18 protein-coding genes are annotated in these 17,396 nt (G+C 62.1%); 10 read left to right on the forward strand and 8 right to left on the reverse strand.

The genetic code is table 11. The annotated features are described in order from the left end of the window. The first annotated feature begins 88 nt into the window (after window positions 1-88). From folP to CFE428DRAFT_RS14720, 7 genes are all read left to right on the forward strand, one after another. A complete protein-coding gene (folP, locus tag CFE428DRAFT_RS14690; RefSeq protein ID WP_006980355.1) occupies window positions 89-934 on the forward strand; it encodes a dihydropteroate synthase in 846 nt (281 codons plus the stop codon). Beyond that, window positions 931-1,794, forward strand: a complete 864-nt coding sequence (gene cdaA / locus CFE428DRAFT_RS14695; RefSeq protein ID WP_006980356.1) for a diadenylate cyclase CdaA — start codon at window positions 931-933, stop codon at window positions 1,792-1,794. Before folP ends, cdaA begins: the two co-directional genes overlap by 4 nt. Before the next feature lie 59 nt (window positions 1,795-1,853). After that, entirely contained in the window at window positions 1,854-3,278 is a 1,425-nt protein-coding gene (gene glmM, locus CFE428DRAFT_RS14700; RefSeq protein ID WP_006980357.1) for a phosphoglucosamine mutase, read from the forward strand. A 103-nt stretch (window positions 3,279-3,381) separates the two neighbouring features. Then, window positions 3,382-4,005: a dethiobiotin synthase gene (gene bioD / locus CFE428DRAFT_RS14705; RefSeq protein ID WP_006980358.1), complete on the forward strand. Its 624-nt coding sequence runs from the start codon at window positions 3,382-3,384 to the stop codon at window positions 4,003-4,005. Between the two features lie 26 nt (window positions 4,006-4,031). Continuing rightward, window positions 4,032-4,838 carry an SseB family protein gene (locus CFE428DRAFT_RS35700; RefSeq protein ID WP_006980359.1) on the forward strand — a complete coding sequence of 269 codons (807 nt, stop codon included), beginning with the start codon at window positions 4,032-4,034 and terminating at the stop codon, window positions 4,836-4,838. Between the two features lie 114 nt (window positions 4,839-4,952). Next, window positions 4,953-5,561, forward strand: a complete 609-nt coding sequence (locus CFE428DRAFT_RS14715) for a DUF4339 domain-containing protein (RefSeq protein WP_006980360.1) — start codon at window positions 4,953-4,955, stop codon at window positions 5,559-5,561. Next, entirely contained in the window at window positions 5,519-5,905 is a 387-nt protein-coding gene (locus CFE428DRAFT_RS14720; protein ID WP_157447519.1) for a DUF4328 domain-containing protein, read from the forward strand. Before CFE428DRAFT_RS14715 ends, CFE428DRAFT_RS14720 begins: the two co-directional genes overlap by 43 nt. A 6-nt stretch (window positions 5,906-5,911) precedes the next feature. Here the strand turns inward: CFE428DRAFT_RS14720 and CFE428DRAFT_RS14725 are convergent, their stop codons facing one another. The 5 genes from CFE428DRAFT_RS14725 to CFE428DRAFT_RS14745 all read right to left on the reverse strand — a co-directional run bounded on the left by CFE428DRAFT_RS14725 (window position 5,912) and on the right by CFE428DRAFT_RS14745 (window position 9,365). Further along, complete coding sequence (locus CFE428DRAFT_RS14725; RefSeq protein ID WP_006980362.1) at window positions 5,912-6,904, reverse strand: aminoglycoside phosphotransferase family protein; 993 nt, start codon at window positions 6,902-6,904, stop codon at window positions 5,912-5,914. A 249-nt stretch (window positions 6,905-7,153) separates the two neighbouring features. Then, window positions 7,154-7,972: a nucleotidyltransferase family protein gene (locus tag CFE428DRAFT_RS14730; protein ID WP_042725029.1), complete on the reverse strand. Its 819-nt coding sequence runs from the start codon at window positions 7,970-7,972 to the stop codon at window positions 7,154-7,156. Window positions 7,973-8,194: 222 nt separating this feature from the next. Further along, entirely contained in the window at window positions 8,195-8,530 is a 336-nt protein-coding gene (locus tag CFE428DRAFT_RS14735; protein ID WP_006980364.1) for a DUF3467 domain-containing protein, read from the reverse strand. Between the two features lie 80 nt (window positions 8,531-8,610). Beyond that, the gene (locus CFE428DRAFT_RS14740; protein ID WP_006980365.1) at window positions 8,611-8,892 is read right to left on the reverse strand and encodes a DUF167 domain-containing protein; all 282 of its coding nucleotides are present in this window, start codon (window positions 8,890-8,892) and stop codon (window positions 8,611-8,613) included. Beyond that, window positions 8,889-9,365: a hypothetical protein gene (locus tag CFE428DRAFT_RS14745; protein WP_157447520.1), complete on the reverse strand. Its 477-nt coding sequence runs from the start codon at window positions 9,363-9,365 to the stop codon at window positions 8,889-8,891. Before CFE428DRAFT_RS14745 ends, CFE428DRAFT_RS14740 begins: the two co-directional genes overlap by 4 nt. A 192-nt stretch (window positions 9,366-9,557) precedes the next feature. Between CFE428DRAFT_RS14745 and recG the strand changes: the two genes are divergently transcribed. Then, a complete protein-coding gene (recG, locus tag CFE428DRAFT_RS14750; RefSeq protein WP_272941115.1) occupies window positions 9,558-11,666 on the forward strand; it encodes an ATP-dependent DNA helicase RecG in 2,109 nt (702 codons plus the stop codon). Window positions 11,667-11,673: 7 nt separating this feature from the next. Then, window positions 11,674-12,834 carry a S1C family serine protease gene (locus tag CFE428DRAFT_RS14755; RefSeq protein WP_006980368.1) on the forward strand — a complete coding sequence of 387 codons (1,161 nt, stop codon included), beginning with the start codon at window positions 11,674-11,676 and terminating at the stop codon, window positions 12,832-12,834. A 9-nt stretch (window positions 12,835-12,843) separates the two neighbouring features. Here the strand turns inward: CFE428DRAFT_RS14755 and CFE428DRAFT_RS14760 are convergent, their stop codons facing one another. The 3 genes from CFE428DRAFT_RS14760 to CFE428DRAFT_RS14770 are packed head-to-tail and all read right to left on the reverse strand — an operon-like array spanning window position 12,844 to window position 16,428. Beyond that, complete coding sequence (locus CFE428DRAFT_RS14760; RefSeq protein ID WP_006980369.1) at window positions 12,844-14,259, reverse strand: DUF1501 domain-containing protein; 1,416 nt, start codon at window positions 14,257-14,259, stop codon at window positions 12,844-12,846. Continuing rightward, window positions 14,249-14,806 carry a DUF1553 domain-containing protein gene (locus CFE428DRAFT_RS40500; RefSeq protein WP_083805159.1) on the reverse strand — a complete coding sequence of 186 codons (558 nt, stop codon included), beginning with the start codon at window positions 14,804-14,806 and terminating at the stop codon, window positions 14,249-14,251. Before CFE428DRAFT_RS40500 ends, CFE428DRAFT_RS14760 begins: the two co-directional genes overlap by 11 nt. After that, window positions 14,800-16,428, reverse strand: a complete 1,629-nt coding sequence (locus tag CFE428DRAFT_RS14770; protein WP_006980371.1) for a PSD1 and planctomycete cytochrome C domain-containing protein — start codon at window positions 16,426-16,428, stop codon at window positions 14,800-14,802. The genes CFE428DRAFT_RS40500 and CFE428DRAFT_RS14770 overlap by 7 nt, the downstream gene beginning before the upstream one ends. 135 nt (window positions 16,429-16,563) lie before the next feature. Between CFE428DRAFT_RS14770 and CFE428DRAFT_RS14775 the strand changes: the two genes are divergently transcribed. Beyond that, window positions 16,564-17,367, forward strand: coding sequence for an AraC family transcriptional regulator (locus CFE428DRAFT_RS14775; protein ID WP_162145270.1), 804 nt, complete (start codon window positions 16,564-16,566; stop codon window positions 17,365-17,367). The last annotated feature ends 29 nt before the right edge of the window (window positions 17,368-17,396 follow it).

The raw sequence follows: 17,396 nt of genomic DNA on the forward strand, positions 1-17,396 counted from the left end.
GCGGAATGAAACCACGGAACGTGGGTAAAGTTACGCGCAAAGCCATTCTCACCTTGCGCAGACCGTAAACACGCGCGATGCCCCTGTGATGCTCTGGCAAACCCGCACCCTCACCTTCGATCTCGCCCACCGGGGACTCATCATGGGCGTGTTGAATGTGACCCACGATTCCTTTTCGGACGGCGGCCAGTTTTTCGACACCGCAGGAGCGGTGGCCCACGCCCGGCAATTGGCCGCGGAAGGCGCCGAGATCATCGACGTCGGCGGCGAATCGACCCGGCCCGGAGCCGAGCCGGTTCCCGAGGCGGAGGAGTTGCGGCGCGTCCTGCCGGTCATCGAACGCCTGGCCGGGACCGGCGACTTCGTCCTTTCCATCGATACGATGAAACCGGCCGTGGCGCAGGCCGCGGTCGAGGCCGGCGCCGGGATTGTCAATGACATCACCGGCTTGCGCGACCCGGCCATGCGCGAGGTGGTGCAAACGACTGGCGCAGGCGCCATTGCGATGCACATGCAGGGCACCCCGCGCGATATGCAGCAAGCGCCCCACTACGACGACGTTGTGGCGGAAATCACGAATTTTTTTCGACAAACTTTTTCGGCGTGCCTAGCGTGCGGCATCGACCCCATGCGTCTTGCTTTCGACCCCGGCATCGGCTTTGGAAAAACGGTGGAGCACAACCTGGCTCTGCTGCGGAATCTCGATGCCATGAGGGTCGGCGGGCGACCGATGGTTTTGGGCGTCTCGCGCAAATCTTTTCTCGGCAAGGTCGTGGGCAGCAGTGAATGGGCGGACCGTGCGTGGCCGACCGTCGCGCTCACCAGCTATGGTCGCGCACGCGGGGCAAATGTCTTTCGCGTCCACGATGCCCGGCCGAACTCCGAAGCGCTCCGCATGACGGAGGCCATCCTCGAACCGGAGGTCGTGACGTGAACGTCGTCGAGCTCGTCCACAACCATTGGCGCGATGCTGTGGAGATCGTCCTGCTCTCCGTGGCGATCTATTACACGTGGCGTTCCTTCCGGGGGACGCCCGGCGGCAACGTGCTCATCGGGCTGGTCGTCCTGTTCCTCGCGTTGAACATGCTCTCCCGCGCGCTCGACCTCATCGTCATCCGGACCATCGTCGAGAGCCTGTCCAACGTCGTCATCATCGCCCTGGTCATTCTCTTTCAGCCCGAACTGCGGCGCGGGCTGGCCGCGCTCGGCGGGCATCGCCTTTTCGGCGCCAGCAACCAGAGCCGGGCCACGCTCGACCTGGTGCGCGAGATCACCTTCGATCTCGCCAATCGCCAACTCGGCGCCCTCATCGCCATCGAGCGCGGACAGAACATCGAGGCCTTCGCCGAGAGCGGCGTGAAGACCGATTGCGCACTCTCCACCGAGCTGGCCGTGAGCATTTTCTTCCCGAAGACGCCCTTGCACGATGGCGGTATCATCATCCGCAACGACCGCATCATTTCCGCGGCCTGCATTTTTCCCATTACCCAGCGGGCCGATCTCGACCGCGCCCTGGGGTTGCGGCACCGCGCGGCACTGGGTCTCACCGAGGAAAGCGATGCCATCGTCATCGTCGTCTCGGAAGAAACAGGCATCGTTTCGATTTGTCATCGCGGCCTGATCGAAAGAAGCTTCGACCCGGAAAGTTTCGACCATCGCCTCGCCGAACTTTTCGCCCTGAAAGATGAAAGTGATTCTAAACAACTGGCTGGCAAAACTCCTGTCCCTGGTTCTCGCCGTCATTCTGTGGCTGGTCATTCATCGGAGAGTGGCACCGACCGCCTTGCCTTCTAGTTTTCAGTTTGAGTTAAGCAAGCCCACCGATGGGAAAAACAAAGTCGATTTCAGCATTAATGGCAGCCCCAAAAAATAAACCCACTCCGAAGGTCGAAAACGGTAACGGCGGACGCAAGATCTTCGGTACGGACGGTGTCCGCGGCACGGCCAACATCGAGCCCGTCACGGCCGAGACCGCGCTCAAGCTCGGCCGCGCCGCCGCGCATGTCTTCGCCCAGATGAGCGTGCTCGCCGGGCGTTCCGGCGGCCGCACCACCATCGTCATCGGCAAGGACACGCGCCTCTCCGGTTACATGCTGGAAAATGCGCTGGCCGCGGGCGTGATGTCGCTCGGGGCGGATGTGCTGCTCATCGGGCCGCTGCCCACGCCGGGCGTGGCCTACATCACGCGCTCCCTGCGCGCGGACGCCGGCATCGTGCTCAGCGCCTCACACAATCCTTACGAGGACAACGGCATCAAGTTCTTCCGTCCCGATGGTTACAAGCTGGATGACGAGATCGAGCAACGCATCGAGCACCTCGTTTTCAGCGGCGAGATCGAATCGATCCGGCCCACCGCCGGCAAGATCGGCCGCGCCACACGTATCGACGACGCGCTCGGACGCTACGTCGAGTTTGCCAAGCAGAGCTTTCCACGCGGCCGCACGCTCGATGGCATGCGCGTCGCCGTGGATGTGGCCAATGGCGCGGCTTACAAATCCACGCCGTGCATCCTGCGTGAATTGGGCGCCGATATCATCGTCGCCCACAACACGCCGAATGGCCGCAACATCAACCGCGAATGTGGCAGTACGCACCCGGAGGAGATCCAGCGCATCGTGAAGGAGACCAGGGCCCAGGTGGGCATCAGCCACGATGGCGATGCCGACCGCGTGCTGCTCTGCGACGAGCATGGCGAAGTGGTGGATGGCGACGAGATCATGGCCATTGCCGCGCTCGATTTCCTGAAGCGCGGCTGCCTCGCGCAGAATACCCTGGTGGCCACGGTAATGAGTAATTTCGGCCTCGATGAGACGCTGCAAAAGCATTCCGGCCGTGTGCTCCGCACCAAGGTCGGCGACCGTTACGTGATCGAGGCGATGATGAAGGAAGAGCTCAATGTCGGCGGCGAGCAAAGCGGCCACATGATCTTCCGCGACTTTTCCACCACCGGCGACGGCATTGTCAGCGCGCTGCAGATCTTGCGTATCATGGCCGAAACCGGAAAGCCCCTCAGCGAACTGAAGGCCTGCCTGGCGAAATACCCGCAAGCCCAGCGCAACCTGAAGGTGCGCGAAAAGAAACCGCTCGAGAGCCTGCCCACCGTGACGAAGCTCGTGGAGGAAACGGAAAAGGAACTCGCCGGCGCCGGCCGTGTGCTGCTCCGCTATTCCGGCACTGAACCGAAGATCCGCCTGCTCATCGAAGGCCGCGACGGCGACCGCATCAACCTGCAAGCCGACCGGATTGCGGGAGAGATCCAGGAGCTGATCGGGGTGTAAGGAAGAAGTTCTTAGTGCTTAGTAAGTAGTCCTCCGCGTCTGGTGCTTTGCTTCGCCGCATATTCTAAGAACTAAGCACTAACCACTAAGCACTTTCCGCAGCGTGAACCTTTTCCTCACTGGCACCGATACCAACGTTGGCAAGAGCTACATCGCCTCGTTGCTCGTCCGCGCGTTGCGCTCGGAGGGACACGATTGCGTGGGGCTCAAGCCCATTTGCTGTGGCGATCGCGATGATGCCACGCTGCTGCACGCCGCGGCGGAGGGGGCCATCGAGTTGAACGACGTGAACCCGGTGTGGCTGCGGACGCCGGCGGCGCCTTACACGGCGAGCCTCATCGAAAACCGCGCCATCGATCTCGCGCTCATTCGCGAGTCGTTTCAGCGCGCGCGGGCGGCTCATGAATCCGTCATCGTCGAAGGTGCCGGCGGTTGGCTCGTGCCCATCGAACGCGACTATTACATTGCCGATCTCGCGGTGGAATGCGGGCTGCCCGTGGCCATCGTCGTGGCCAATCGTCTCGGCGCGCTCAATCACGCCCTGCTCACCGTCGCCGCGGTCCGCGCGCGTGGACTCGAATGCGCCGGACTCATCCTCAATCACCCCTCCCCGGACGAAGACATCGCCACGACGACCAATCGCGGCGTGCTGGAGGAATTTGCCGGCGTGCCGATCCTCTTCGACGTGGCCTACGGCCAGCGCGGCATCAAGCTGAACCATCACTGAGTTTCCGGTTTCACTTTCAAAAGTTTATGTTTGGGTTTCTCAAGAAATTCAAAGCCCAGCGGGAGGCGGCGAACGCGAGAGCGCAGGAATTCAAGGAAGTCGTTTCCGCGCTCCAAGCCGGTCACGGCAACCCTCTCGAAGGAGCACTGGTGCTGCATTTGACCCAGGACACACAGGAGACATTCGTGCAATTTGTTCTCTTCCTCGGAAATTCGGATGTGTGGATGCTCAATAAGACCAGCGAGCGTTTGGGCGATCCGGCGATGACGCAAGCCTCCGACGGTAATCCTTATGTCGCAGTCTTCACCTCGCAGGAGCGCGCCTCCGCCGCACTGAGCGAATGGAAGCTGGCGAGTCGCCCCTCTCTCATCTCGGCTTCGGAACTGGTCTTCGGGCTCGCCCCGCAGATGGGCATCGTGATCAACGCCCACCATCCACATCTCCAGTGGAGCTTTCCTCCCGCGCGCATCGCCGACGTGCGCACGCTCTTTGAACGCAGTTATAGTTACGAAGTCGGCGGTATCTATTCGGTGTGGGGACGAGGGGGGTATCAGGCGATCAAGCTACTGAACATCGAGGAAGGCGGCGTGCACGTGCGCATGTATGCCAACACCTGGCCGGAGCGCCCGGCGAGCATTGATACTGCCGCGCTGATGCTGGCTGGAGCGGATGATCCGGCTTTCTCCATCGGACACATGCCCGTCGTCCGCAGCCATTTTCTCTCGATGGGCCCCCGGTTGGTGATGATCGAGCGCGTGAAGGATGACGAACTCGAAGGCTACCGTATGTGGCAGGAAGCCAAGGGCGGTTATTTCGGAACGCCCACGAGCTGAAGTTCTTCCTGCTTCAAGAGCCACCCGCAGGAAAACTTGCCTCCCGAAATGAGAACGGATTGCGCCCCTTTTTGAACCTGTATCTTCCAACCCGAGCCCGCTAGTAACGGAACAGTGAACGCCATTTGGCACTACGAAGAGAATGGAGAATCCAAAGGCCCGCTGAGCCGGGAGGAAATCCGTGACTTGGTACAAACTGGCGTCGTCACGCCGCAGACACGGGTGTGGACCCGCAGCCTGAAAAGGTGGGCGCCGGCACGGGAGACCACGTTGGACAATCTTTTCAAAACGTCCGCGCCCGCAGCGCAGACGCCTCCACTGCCGCCGGCGATGGGCCAACTCGTTCCTCCGCCGGTTCCCATCGCGGACACCCCCGAAGTCAGCACGGCTGAAACACGCTCCGCTCCGCCGGAAGGCTTTCGCTCTCCACAGCTGCTCGGCCATTGCGTCACGGCTTTGATCGTCATCCTAACGCTCCTGGCCGCGGTAAAGATCTGGTTCGAGGCTCAGCAGATCGAGCTGCTCGACCGCCTTCAACACGCCCCGGAAATCAAGGACCAAGTTCTCCTCAGCGAGAGCTGGCACCTTTTCCTCTCCGTCAGCTGGCCTGGCCACCTACGCCGTGACGATCGTTTTCTTTTGCTGCTGGATCTACCGGCTCGCCCCACAATGTGCGTGCCTTGGGGGCTCGCAGACTCTCGTTCTCGCCGGGTCTGGCCGTAGGCTTCTATTTCATCCCGATCCTCTCGCTCTGGAAACCGTACCAGGCGATGAAGGAAATCTGGAAGGCGAGCGCCAACCCGCAAGGCAGGCGCTCCAACCGGACCAGCCCGCTGGTCGGTTGGTGGTGGACGTTTTGGATTTTGACCAGCGCGTTCAACTACTTTGTCGCGCGTTTCACGCTGCATTTCGGCGCTCACCCCTCCGTGTTCCTTCGCCAGGTCGATATCATCTCCGATGTCTCCCGTCTCCCGCTGAACGTCGTCGCCATTCTGCTGGTGCAGCAGCTCTCCGCGCTGCAATGGAAGACCGCGACGCAACGGAGCCAGGCTCCCTCAAACCTGTAAAAAGCGCTACAGCCCCGCCAGTTGCTCGCGGAGACTCTCCACGCCGGGGACACGCGCCAGCACTTCGCGCAGCGAAGAGAGAGCGGCGGGGATGTGCTCGAGGAAATGCGGGCGCTCTTTCACGTGGCCGAGGAAGCCGTAGGCGCCGAGGGCCTGCATGAGGCGCTGCATGGCGCAGAGGTCGTAGATGGCGGTGAAATCCGGGCGCACCGGTTCGCCGAGGTCAGCGAGTTCTTCGAGATAGTGATTCAGCAACTCCTGGCGCTCGCTCTCGGGCAATTGCACGTACGGATCGTAGAGCAGCGACGCGAGATCGTACTGCGGCAGGCCGGGGCGCATGCCTTGGAAATCGATGAAGCACGCCGTGCCGTTCTTGATGACGATATTTTGCGATTGAAAATCGCGGTGCACGAAGCAGCGCGGGAGCGCGGCGAGTTGCTCAGCGATTTCGCCGAGACGCGCACGGTCGCATTTTTCCTCGATGACATCGGTGCTGAGACCGAAGTGACGGCCGAGGCAGTTTTCGAAAAAGTAATTCTGCTCCCAGCGATAGAGCTCGGCATTGAACTCGGCCTGGAGTTGCGGCGACTCAACAGGCGTGGCGAGATGCGCGCGGGTGTGCAGGATCAGAATCTGATCGAGCGTGTTGTGATAGAGCTCGCGGCGCACCGGCCACGGCTCGTTGCGATAGCTCCACAGGTCGCGATCGCCGAGGTCTTCCATCCAGATGAGGCCTTCTTCGTCGTCGTGAAAATAAATCTCCGGGACGCGCACCCCAACGCCGGCGAGGAAACGCGCGATGGCCACGTAATGCCGGTTCTCTTCCCGCTGGCGACCATATTTGGCGAGGATCATCGAGTGATCGTCGTCATTAAACGCCATGCGGTAGAATTTCCGGTCCGAGCCGCCTTTTTCCAGCGGATGGACGATGATCTCCTGCCGCGCGAAACGCGGAAAGCGGATGACGGTTTTTTCGATGAGTTGAGAAACAGGAGCCATCGGTTTGGTGGTGGGTGGTGTTTCGGTAAGGCGGGCCGGCTCTTAATCTTAATCGTAATCTTACTCTTAATCCCCTCTGACTCCGCTGAGATTAAGATTACGATTAAGAGTAAGAACGCCGATCATTTTCGGGACGCTTCTTAGAAGTCAACATGGGAGTGGATACCCTCCACGCGCTGGCTATCGGTGATAATACAATGATTGAGGAGAGTACCAGAAGCGATTTCCGCGCCTTCCCATACCAAAGAATCATTTACACTGGCGTGGTCGCCCCACGCGGGCGCCAGCGCCGATGGCCGTGGCGCCGCTGATCGTGGCGGTTGGCGCGATTTGCGCAGTGGGGTGAATCCAGGGAGTCGGCTCCTGAGTGGCCAGCGCCGTGTGCACGGCAAGGTAGTTCTCGCGGTTGCCGAGATCCCACCAGTGGCCTTCATCGATGACGATGCCGCCGAGCTTCGCGCCCGCGCGGATCATGTCGCAAAAAATCGGGACGACACTGATCTTCGTCGCCGCGGGAATGCGCGCGATGAATTCGGCATTCACGAGGTAAATGCCGGAGAAAAGAAAACGGGGACCGGCGGCGGCATCGACGCGCCCACCGATATCGGTGACGCGGCCGGTCGCGGCATCGAAGGCGACTTGCAGCGGTCCACCGGAAGAACGCAGCACCATGGTGACTTCATTGCCGGAATCGACGTGCGTGCGGATCGCACCGGCCAGCGGCAGGTCGCTGAGAATGTCGCCGTTGTAGACGACGAATGTGCCCGCACCGAGGAGGTCGCGCACATTCCAAATCCCGCCGGCCGTCTCGAGCACCTCGGGTTGCTCATCGCGAAAAGCGAGCGGCACTCCGCGGTAAGTCCCCTCCGGGAAAAAGCGCGCATACGCCTCGGAACGCCAGTGCGTATTGACGACGAGGCGCTCAACGCCGGCGTCGATGAGGTGATCGAATGCGTAGGTGATCAGCGGCCGATTGGCGACCGGGATGAGCGGCTTCGGGCGGCGCGCGGTGAGCGACTTGAGTCGCGTGCCCAGGCCGGCGCCAAGAACGAAAGCGGTTCGGATCACGAGTGGTAGGTTCTTCGGGTCCTTAATCTTAATCTTACTCTTAATCTTAATCTCAACCGCCTCAGAGAGGATTAAGAGTAAGATTAAGATTACGATTAAGACGAAGAGCGTTCTTAAAGAACGCCCTTCTAAAAATCCACCCGCCGTCCCCAAGGCCGCAATACGGCGGGGACGACGGGTGGAAGTTGGTTGGGAAAATCCGCGGTCAAAACCGCGTAGAGACTACTTCTTCTCCTTCTTGGTTTCCGGCGCTTCGATCGGAGGCTGCGCGACCTGCGTCGGCGGTTCCTGCGGCGGCGGGTTCACGTTCACGACCTGGAAGTTCTGGCAGGTCTGAGCGAGGAGCTGGGCGAGACGCACGACGCCCGAGGGAGTCATGGTGATGCGGGTGTGGATCGGCAGAACGGACACACCGGGACGATCAGCAACGATGCCCGAGGTGAAATCGAGATAGACTTCCTCGGCGCCGACACTGACCAAAACGTGGTTCGCGTAGCTCGCCTTGAGGTCATCGTAACGAACCTGAAGGACTTGTTGATTGGAGGGTTGGTTGGACATAGGGGTGCTTTGCTAGCCTCGCTTGTCACCCATTGCAACTGCTGAAAACTGGTTTTCGCACTTTTTTATCATCGGTGAAATTACGGCTGCGATTTACCGAGCAACCGCCGTCGCGCTTCGTCCGTTTCCAAGTCCGCGATAGCCACCACTTTGTCGCGCGACTTTTCGCCAGCTACGATTTCGACGGCGCGCGCGGGCACCGTTAATACCTCAGCAAGAAAATCGCGTAACGCTTCGTTCGCCTTCCCGTCCATCGCCGGGGCCTGCACCTTCACCTTGACGGCGTCACCGTGCACGCCTACGACTTCGCTGCGTCGGGCGTTCGGCACGATCCGCAACCGAAGGATCGCTTTCCCGATCAAGCTTTCGGCTTGATGTAAATGCCAATCAGCGGACGCGGGGAAGGACGCGGCGAAACGAAATCACTGACGAAGCCCTGCGCGGTGCGCAGCTCGACATGACCCGCGCCCCGGCCACCGTAAACGATGACCGAACCGAGCGGCGCTTTCCACGGATCCGTTTCCTTCAGCCTCTGGAAACCGAAGCTGTTGGTCAGTTCGCCACCCGCTTCCTTGGCATAGGTCGTGACCGGACGGGTCGAAATGATGTGCGCCGCGACGAGGGCGTCCTTTACGTAGTGCCAGCAGCGGCTGGTGGAATGCTTCTTCGCCCGGGCGGCGGCGATCTCGGCCGCGTGGATCATCCGCTGATCATAACGGAACCGGCCGGACTGGGGCCCGAACTGGTGCACCTGGTCGGGGTCCAGCTTCTGGGCCGTCTTGGGGTTGTACAGAGAATCGCTGGCCGCTGCGTGCCCGCAAATCGGGGTAAGCATGGCCAAGAGACACAGAATAAGGCAGATGCGAATTTTCTGGTTCATTACGATATAAAAGCGCGGACGTTAACGCGGCTGACAGGATCGTCAACCGCCTTTTCCCGTACCTTCAAAATATTATCAAAGCAGGAATCCGGCCCAACCCCGGGATTTATTTTGCGTCCGGGCCGCGGAATACCGTTAAGCTGCCCCGTGCACGCTGCCACTCCCCTCTCTGAAATGGATTGGATTCCCGTCCCCCGGCGGCGGCAGCTGGAGCGTGTCGGTATTACTACGATCGATGGGCTGCTCACCCATTTTCCGAAGCGGTATGAGGACCGGACCCGCTTCGATCATTTCCCCACCGGCGATAGCGAGGAACCGGTCTGCGTCTGCGGGATCGTAAAGAAGACCAGCCTGCGGCGGATTCGGGGCTGGCAGAAGATGTTCGATGTCATCCTCGAAGAGGAAGAGGCGCACGCGCTGAGCCAGCCGATTACCTGCCGGTGGTTTAACGCCCACTGGGTGGAAAAAATGATCGTCACCGGCCAGCGGCTGGTCGTCTACGGCAAGCCGAAGCGCAGCGGATCGAGCGTGGTCCTTGCGCACCCCGAATTCGAAATCGTGGAAAACGACGCGGAGGTGTCGCTGCATCTCAATCGGCTCACGCCGATCCATCGGGCGACCGAAGGGCTGTCGCCGCGCGTCATGCGCCGGCTGATCTGGGACGTGTTGGAGCACATGGAAAAGACGCCGGTCGAGTCGTTGATCCCCGATTCGCTCGATGCCACCCCACGCGGCTGGGCGCTGCGGCAGGTGCATTTTCCCGACAACCAGGAGACGCTGGCCAAGGCCCGCCGGCATCTCGTGCTCACGGAATTTTTCGGCATGCAACTCTGTGTCGCTGCCAAGCGCGCCGAACAGACGAGCCAGCCCGGCGCGTCCCATTTCGTGGCGGATACACTGATGCAGCGCCTGCACGCTGCGTTGCCCTTTCCGCTCACCGGCGCCCAGCAGCGGGCCATCGGCGAAATCCGCGCCGACCTCGCCGCCCTGCGCCCGATGAACCGTCTCCTGCATGGCGACGTCGGTTCCGGCAAAACGCTGGTCGCGCTCAGCGCGATGCTCCTCGCCGTGGAAGCCGGCTACCAGGCCGCGCTCATGGCCCCCACGCAGATTCTCGCCGAGCAGCATTACCTTAATTTCCTGCGCCTCTGCGAACCCCTCGGCTTGCGCGTCTCCCTCCGCACCGGCGCCCGCCGCGAAGACAGCTCTGCCCTCCCGCTCTTTGAAAACGCGGTGCAGCGAGTTCCGGGGAACGATGGGATCGACCCGCTGCCCGATTCCGAGCCCCACATCCTCGTTGGGACGCATGCGCTCCTTTACGAAGGCGCCGGTTTCACCCGGCTCGGGCTGGCGGTGATCGACGAGCAACACAAATTCGGCGTCCTCCAGCGGGCGCGGTTGCGTAATCAAGGAGTGGCTCCGGATGTCCTCGTGATGACCGCGACGCCCATTCCGCGGACGCTGACCATGACTCTTTACGGTGATCTCGATGTGAGCACGCTCGATGAACTGCCGGCCCACCGCGGCAAGATCGTCACCGGCGTGCGCGACGCGGCGAAGTTGCCGGACGCGGTGAAATTCCTGCGCGAACATCTCGAGGCCGGGCGGCAGGCCTACGTCGTCTACCCGCTCATCGATGAATCCGAAAAACTCGAAGCCAAAGCCGCGGCCACCGAGTTTGCCAAGTGGCAGGAATTCCTCGCCCCAATGCCCTGCGCGCTCCTCCACGGCCGTATCGCGCCGGAGGAAAAGGACGCGATCATGGAAAAATTCCGCGGCGGCGAAACCAAGGCCCTCATTGCCACGACCGTCATTGAGGTGGGCATCGACGTCCCGAACGCGAACATCATGCTCATCGAGAATGCCGAGCGCTTCGGCCTCGCGCAGCTCCACCAGCTTCGTGGACGCATCGGCCGCGGCCAGCACAAGAGCTACTGCATCCTCCTCCGCTCGCCGAAGGCCGAGGCCGAGACCGCGGAAAAATTGCGCATCCTCGAAGCGACTTCGGATGGCTTCGAAATCGCCGAAGCGGATCTGAAATTGCGCGGCCCCGGCGACATCCTCGGCACCGCGCAGAGCGGCCTGCCGCCGCTCAAGCTCGGCGATCCGTTGGCCGACCACGAGCTCATGCGTCTCGCCCGCAACGCCGCGTTCCTTCTCTTCGAACGCGACCCGCAACTCGAGCGCCCGGAAAATCAACGCTTCCGCCGCGTGCTTGCCGAGACCCGCAAACTCATGCTTTCACAAGTCAGCTAGCCCATTCATGCGCCGTTCCCTTTTCATCTTCATCATCGCCGCCCTGATCGCCTTCGGCGTGTATCGCTGGTTTCAGCTCGGCAATCGCCTGCACAGCCACAGCCAAAGCGAGCCCTTCACTCCGGCGGCCGGCCCACGCGTCGATCCGAAGGACTTGCAGGTCCTCGCCGCGCTCGATTCCGAATACACCCGGCTCGTGCAGGCCGTCGTCCCCTCGGTGGTCAGCATCACCACCACGCGGAATGCGCCCAATATCAACCCGTCGATGGCCCTGCTGCTGCAGCGCCTGGGCCGCGGCAATCTCACCCAGCCGACGCACTCGCTCGGTTCAGGCGTCATCGTTTCGAGCGAAGGTCACATCCTCACCAATCACCACGTCATCGCCAACATGGACGAAATCCTGGTGCAGCTCACCGATGGCCGCACGGTGCCCGCGCAGGTCATCGGCTCGGATCAAGGGCTCGACATCGCCGTGTTGAAAATCAACGCGGACAAACTCGAACCGCTCCCCTTCGGAGACAGCGACTCGGTGAGTCCCGGGCAACTGGTCTTCGCCGTCGGCAATCCCTTCGGCCTCCAGGAGACGGTCACGCAAGGCATCGTCAGCGCCAAAGGCCGCGCGGTGAAAGACAGCGTCGTGGAATTGCTGCAGACCGATGCCGCCGTCAACCCGGGCAACTCCGGTGGCCCGCTCCTCAACGTCAAAGGCGAGATCATCGGCATCAACAGTTCCATTTTTTCCTCGAGCGATGGCACCTGGCTGGGCATCAGCTTTGCCATTCCCTCCAACCTCGCGCGACATGCCTTGGAGAGCGTGTTGAAGAAGGGCCGCATCGTGCGTGGCTATCTTGGTATCTCGATGGTCGACAATACTCCGGAAATCGCCAAGCGGCTTGGCCTCTCCGATGCGCAGGGCGTGGTCATCGCGGAAGTCGTGCCCAATTCTCCCGCCGCCAAGGCCGGCCTGAAACCCTACGATCTCATCCGCGGATTCAACGGACACTCCATCCTCAATCTCTATTCCCTGCGCAGCCACATCGCCGAAGTCGAAGTGGATTCAAAAGTGGAACTGCGCATCCTGCGCGGAACCCAGGAGATGACCATCACCGCCAATATCGAAGAGGCGCCGATGGGCCTGAGCCGAGGGCCGATTCCGATTCAGCGCTGACGATTTCCCTCACGCGAGCAGATCGCTCACCACATTTCCAAACACATCCGTCAGCCGGAAATCCCGGCCTTCGTGGCGCCAGGTGAGTCGTTCGTGATTGAGCCCAAACTGATGCAGCAGTGTGGCATTCAGATCATGCACATGCACCGGTTGTTCGACGGCGCGGAAGCCAAGCTCATCCGTCGCGCCGTGAGTGTAGCCACCTTTGATCCCTCCACCCGCCAGCCACATCGAGTAGCCATACGGATTATGGTCGCGTCCGTTTTTCCCTTCGGTCGTTGGCGTGCGGCCAAATTCGCCCGTCCAAACGACCAGCGTATCCTCGAGCAGCCCGCGCGCACTCAAGTCCTGCAAGAGCGCGGCGCATCCTCGATCCACTTCGTGCAAGCGCTTCGTTTGGCCTTGGTGATTGTTGCCGTGGGTATCCCAGTCTTCGTTATCGCCGCCGTGATAGATCTGCACGCAGCGGACGCCACGCTCGACGAGGCGGCGCGCGATGAGACATTGCTCGCCAAAACCATCGCCATAGAGCGCGCGCGTCGCCGCGCTCTCGCGCGCCAGGTCCACCGCCTCAGGCGCCGCGCTCTGCATGCGGAAGGCGAGCTCGTAGCTGGCGATGCGGGCATCGAGTTCATTGTCCGCCCGCTCCGCCGCATGGGCACGGTTCATTTCCTGCACATAGTTCAACACCGCACGCTGCCCTTCTCCGCCCAGTGCTGCGGGTGGCGCGACATAGGGAATCGGCGCCGGGCCTGTTCCGATGGGCGTTCCTTGATACACCGCCGGCAAAAATCCGCTGCCCCACACGCCCGGCCCCGGCTTGAGCGGACGTGTATGCATGACCACGAACGCCGGTAAATTGTCCGCCATGCTGCCCAGCCCGTAGCTGAGCCACGCGCCGAGCGAAGCGCGCCCGGGCAACGATGAACCGGTATTCAGCATCCAGATCGCCGGCGTGTGATTGAAGACATCGTGGTGCATGCTGCGCACCACGCACAGGTCATCCGCGCATTGCTGCAAGAGCGGTAGCGAATCGCAAATCTCCAGACCGCTCTTTCCGCAGCGGCTGAAAGTCTGCTGGCTGCCCATGAGCTTCTGCTTCGATACATCGGTGAATTGCAGCTTCAGGCTGTGGTATTCGGATGGCGGCGCCTGCCCGTCGAATTTCGTCAGCGCGGGTTTGGGATCGAAAATATCCACGTGGCTCGGGCCGCCGTGCATGAAGAGATAGATCACTGCTTTCGCCTTCGGCGCGAAATGCGGCGGACGTGGCGCCAGCGGATTGGCGGGCGCCGCCGACGGAGCGGCTTGCAACCGGCCATCGCGCACGAGCAGAGAGGTCAGGGCCAGCGCGCCCAGGCCGCCACCGGCGTGGCGCAGCCAATCTCGACGGGAAAGGAGTGAGGATTTCGTTTCAGTCGACATAAAGGAATTCATTGGCATTGAGCAAAGCGAGGCACCACTCCACCCAGGCGGCGCCGCGCGCCGCGGGAGGCAGATGATCGCTGCCGAAATCAGCGGGCTCCAGGCCCTCGGAAGGTGGTGTCTTTTCCCAATGGGCTTCCCGGGCGGCGAGGAAATCGAAGGCCCGACGGCGCTCGTTCGCGGCCATGGGCCGGCCAAAGACGAGCAACCAGGCGCGATCCGCAGCCCAGCTCGCATTCCCATCACACTCCGTCCACAAACGGCCGGCGAGCGCGCGAGCCCGGGCAAAAGTGTCGTCGCCATTCAAGAGCGTGAGCGCCTGCGACGCGACGACGGTGCTTTCGCGCCCGGCACAACTGCCGATGGTATCCGGCTCATTGAACACCTCGAAAAAGGGCAGTTTGATGGAGCGGCGCACTACGAGATAGAGGCTGCGCCGGTGCAATTCCCAAGGATCCTTCACCGCGTCCCAATGCGTCTGCCGCAGCGCCGCGAGCGCCCACGGCTCGACCGGGGGAACGACGGGTGGACCGAAGGATTTCAGAATTCAGCTCTCCCGAAATGGCGGAGCATGGCGTCACGCAATTGCTCAGCCTGTAAGCGCCGGCGCGGAAAGCCGGCCAGCAAGCGATGCGTCGGATCAGCGGCCTGCGCGGCGTGCGAGGCCAGGCTCGACTGGCGATAGGTTGCGGAATCGAGGATCAGCCGTTGTAAATGGCCGAGATTCCACCCGCTGGAAATGAGGTCGCTGGCCAGCCAATCGAGCAGTTCGGGATGGCTCGGTTCCTCTCCCTGCCGGCCAAAATCATTCGCCGTGCGGACCAATCCCTGACCGAAGTCCCACTGCCAGATACGATTCACCAACACGCGCGCGGTGAGCGGATTTTGCGGCGCCGTCAGCCATCGGGCGAGCGCCGCCCGCCGCGGCGCTTCCGCAGGCAAGGCTCCGCCGCCCGGCAGGATCGTGAGCAATCTCGGCGCCGCTTCCCGCAGGGGCATATCCACTTCACCGCGCCGCAGCACCTGCACGTCTCCGGCCGGCGTGCATGGCACGAGACTTACGAAAGCCGGCAGGGTATTCTCATCGCCCTTGTTTTTCGCAACGCCCAGTCGCTCCAGCTTCAGCTCCGCTTCCGCGAAGATCGCCTGCAGGCCGTAATAATCGTCCTGGGTGATTGGGTCGAATTTGTGATCGTGACACCGCGTGCAGCCCATGGTGAGGCCGAGGAACGCCGCGCCCGTGGTGTCCGCGAGATCGGTCAACCATTCGTTCTCGCGCTCCTTGGAGCGCTGGATGCCACCCTCGTAACGCATCGGCCCGACCGTCAAGAAGCGCAGCCCATCCGCCGCATCTTCGTTGCCCGGCCACAATTCATCCCCGGCAATCTGCTCCTGGATGAACCGATCCATCGGCTTGTTTGCAGCGAAGGAGCGCACCAGCCAATCCCGATACCGCCAGGCATGGGTGAAGAGATAATCCAGTTCGTAGCCGGCGCTGTCCGCATAACGGGTCACGTCCATCCAGTGGCGCGCCCAGTGCTCCCCGTATTGGGTGGAACTCAGCAGGCGATCGAGCAAGGCGGCATACGTTGCCTCGTCGTGCTTCGCGATGAACGCAGTCAATTCCTCCGGCGTCGGGGGCAGACCGGTGATGCCGAAACTCACACGCCGCAGCAGCATCTCCGGCGGGGCGGGAGCGGCGGGGGTGAGGTGCTCCTGTTCGAGACGCGCGAGAATGAAGTAGTCGATGGCGTTGCGCGGCCACGTCTTGTCCTTCACCACCGGCAGCGGCGGCCGCACGATCGGCGCGAAGGCCCAGTGCTGTTCGTATTTTGCACCTTCGGCGATCCATTGACGGAACAACTGCTTTTGCGCAGCGGTGAGCTGCTTGTGCGCATTCGGCGGCGGCATCACCTCGTCCTTGTCGGCCGATTCGACGCGCGCAACGAGCGCGCTCTGGTCCGGCTGGCCGGGAACGATCGCGGTGTCGCCCGACTCCGCAGGTTTCAGCGCGGCATCGCGCACATCCAAGCGCAGCTTCGCCTTACGCTTGTTGGCGTCCGGGCCGTGGCAGGCGAAACAGTTGTCCGACAGCATCGGGCGAATGTCGCGATTGAACTTCACCTCGCCACCCACGGCCATGGCGCCCGAAACCAACCACAGCCACATCCATCTCCAAACGAACAATGGAATTCTGGCGAAGTGAGTTCTAGGGCGGAAAGAAAGCATGCAATGAAGCGCGTTTAGCTTCTACTCTTCTGCCATTTGCCTTAAGTTTCGGCCATGCTCGAAACAATCCTAGACATGCCCGAAACGAACATTGTTGGTTCACACACCCGGCAATGGGCGATCACCGGCACGGATTGCCCAGCCCTGGCCGCGCACTATATTCGCTCGGTCGGCATGTCTGAGGTGGGCAAGGGTTATCGCATCATTCGTCACCGGCCGGGCTTCAGCCATGTGAACGTCTGTCTCGAAGGCGCCGGGCGCTCCTGGAACAACGATCATTGGATGCGTTTCCCTGCCGGCACCGCGGGCATCTTTCCTCTCGCCGTGCCGCATGGCGGGATGTGGGCCAACGAGCCCTGGCGCATGTGCTGGGTGACCTATGTCGAGCCGCCGCAGAAGCATCCGCTCATCGCGGGCTCGCGCATCGAGTTTGTGCACGTCGACCCGCGGCCGCTCGAGTGGGCGCTGCTCGGGCTGTATCACGAATTCAACCGTGCCAACGAGCCGCAGGCGATTGCGCATCATGCGGCGCTCCTCCATCTGGCCGTGCAACGCGCCGTTCAGGCGGAGCCGAACACGAGCCGGCTGGCGCGCCTCTGGGAGAACGTCGACGCGAATCCCGCGCATCCCTGGACCGCCGCCGAGCTGGCCAGCACTGCGCATATGAGCGAGGTGCACCTGCGCCGGCTCACCATGGCGGAACTCGGCCGCACCCCGCTGCAACAAGTCGCGTGGCTGCGGGTGCGCCGCGCGGCATTTCTGCTCGAATCCCATGCCCACACTGTCGAAGCCGCGGCCTGGGATGTCGGTTACCGCAGCACCTCGGCATTCACGACGGCCTTCAAGCGCTGGCTCGGCCGTCCGCCCCGCGGACGATAACGGAGGGACCCGCTCCGGCACATCCGACT

It is taken from the genome of Chthoniobacter flavus Ellin428 (assembly GCF_000173075.1).
Classification (GTDB): Bacteria; Verrucomicrobiota; Verrucomicrobiia; order Chthoniobacterales; family Chthoniobacteraceae; genus Chthoniobacter; species Chthoniobacter flavus.

Excerpts from the sequence above, each read along its gene's own strand:
- folP (WP_006980355.1), top strand. The coding sequence starts at position 89 with ATGCTCTGGCAAACCCGCACCCTCACCTTCGATCTCGCCCACCGGGGA.
- glmM (WP_006980357.1), top strand. The coding sequence starts at position 1,854 with ATGGCAGCCCCAAAAAATAAACCCACTCCGAAGGTCGAAAACGGTAAC.
- CFE428DRAFT_RS35700 (WP_006980359.1), top strand. The coding sequence starts at position 4,032 with ATGTTTGGGTTTCTCAAGAAATTCAAAGCCCAGCGGGAGGCGGCGAAC.
- CFE428DRAFT_RS14725 (WP_006980362.1), bottom strand. The coding sequence starts at position 6,904 with ATGGCTCCTGTTTCTCAACTCATCGAAAAAACCGTCATCCGCTTTCCG.
- CFE428DRAFT_RS14735 (WP_006980364.1), bottom strand. The coding sequence starts at position 8,530 with ATGTCCAACCAACCCTCCAATCAACAAGTCCTTCAGGTTCGTTACGAT.
- CFE428DRAFT_RS14745 (WP_157447520.1), bottom strand. The coding sequence starts at position 9,365 with ATGCTTACCCCGATTTGCGGGCACGCAGCGGCCAGCGATTCTCTGTAC.
- CFE428DRAFT_RS14755 (WP_006980368.1), top strand. The coding sequence starts at position 11,674 with ATGCGCCGTTCCCTTTTCATCTTCATCATCGCCGCCCTGATCGCCTTC.
- CFE428DRAFT_RS14760 (WP_006980369.1), bottom strand. The coding sequence starts at position 14,259 with ATGTCGACTGAAACGAAATCCTCACTCCTTTCCCGTCGAGATTGGCTG.
- CFE428DRAFT_RS14770 (WP_006980371.1), bottom strand. The coding sequence starts at position 16,428 with ATGTGGCTGTGGTTGGTTTCGGGCGCCATGGCCGTGGGTGGCGAGGTG.
- CFE428DRAFT_RS14775 (WP_162145270.1), top strand. The coding sequence starts at position 16,564 with ATGCCCGAAACGAACATTGTTGGTTCACACACCCGGCAATGGGCGATC.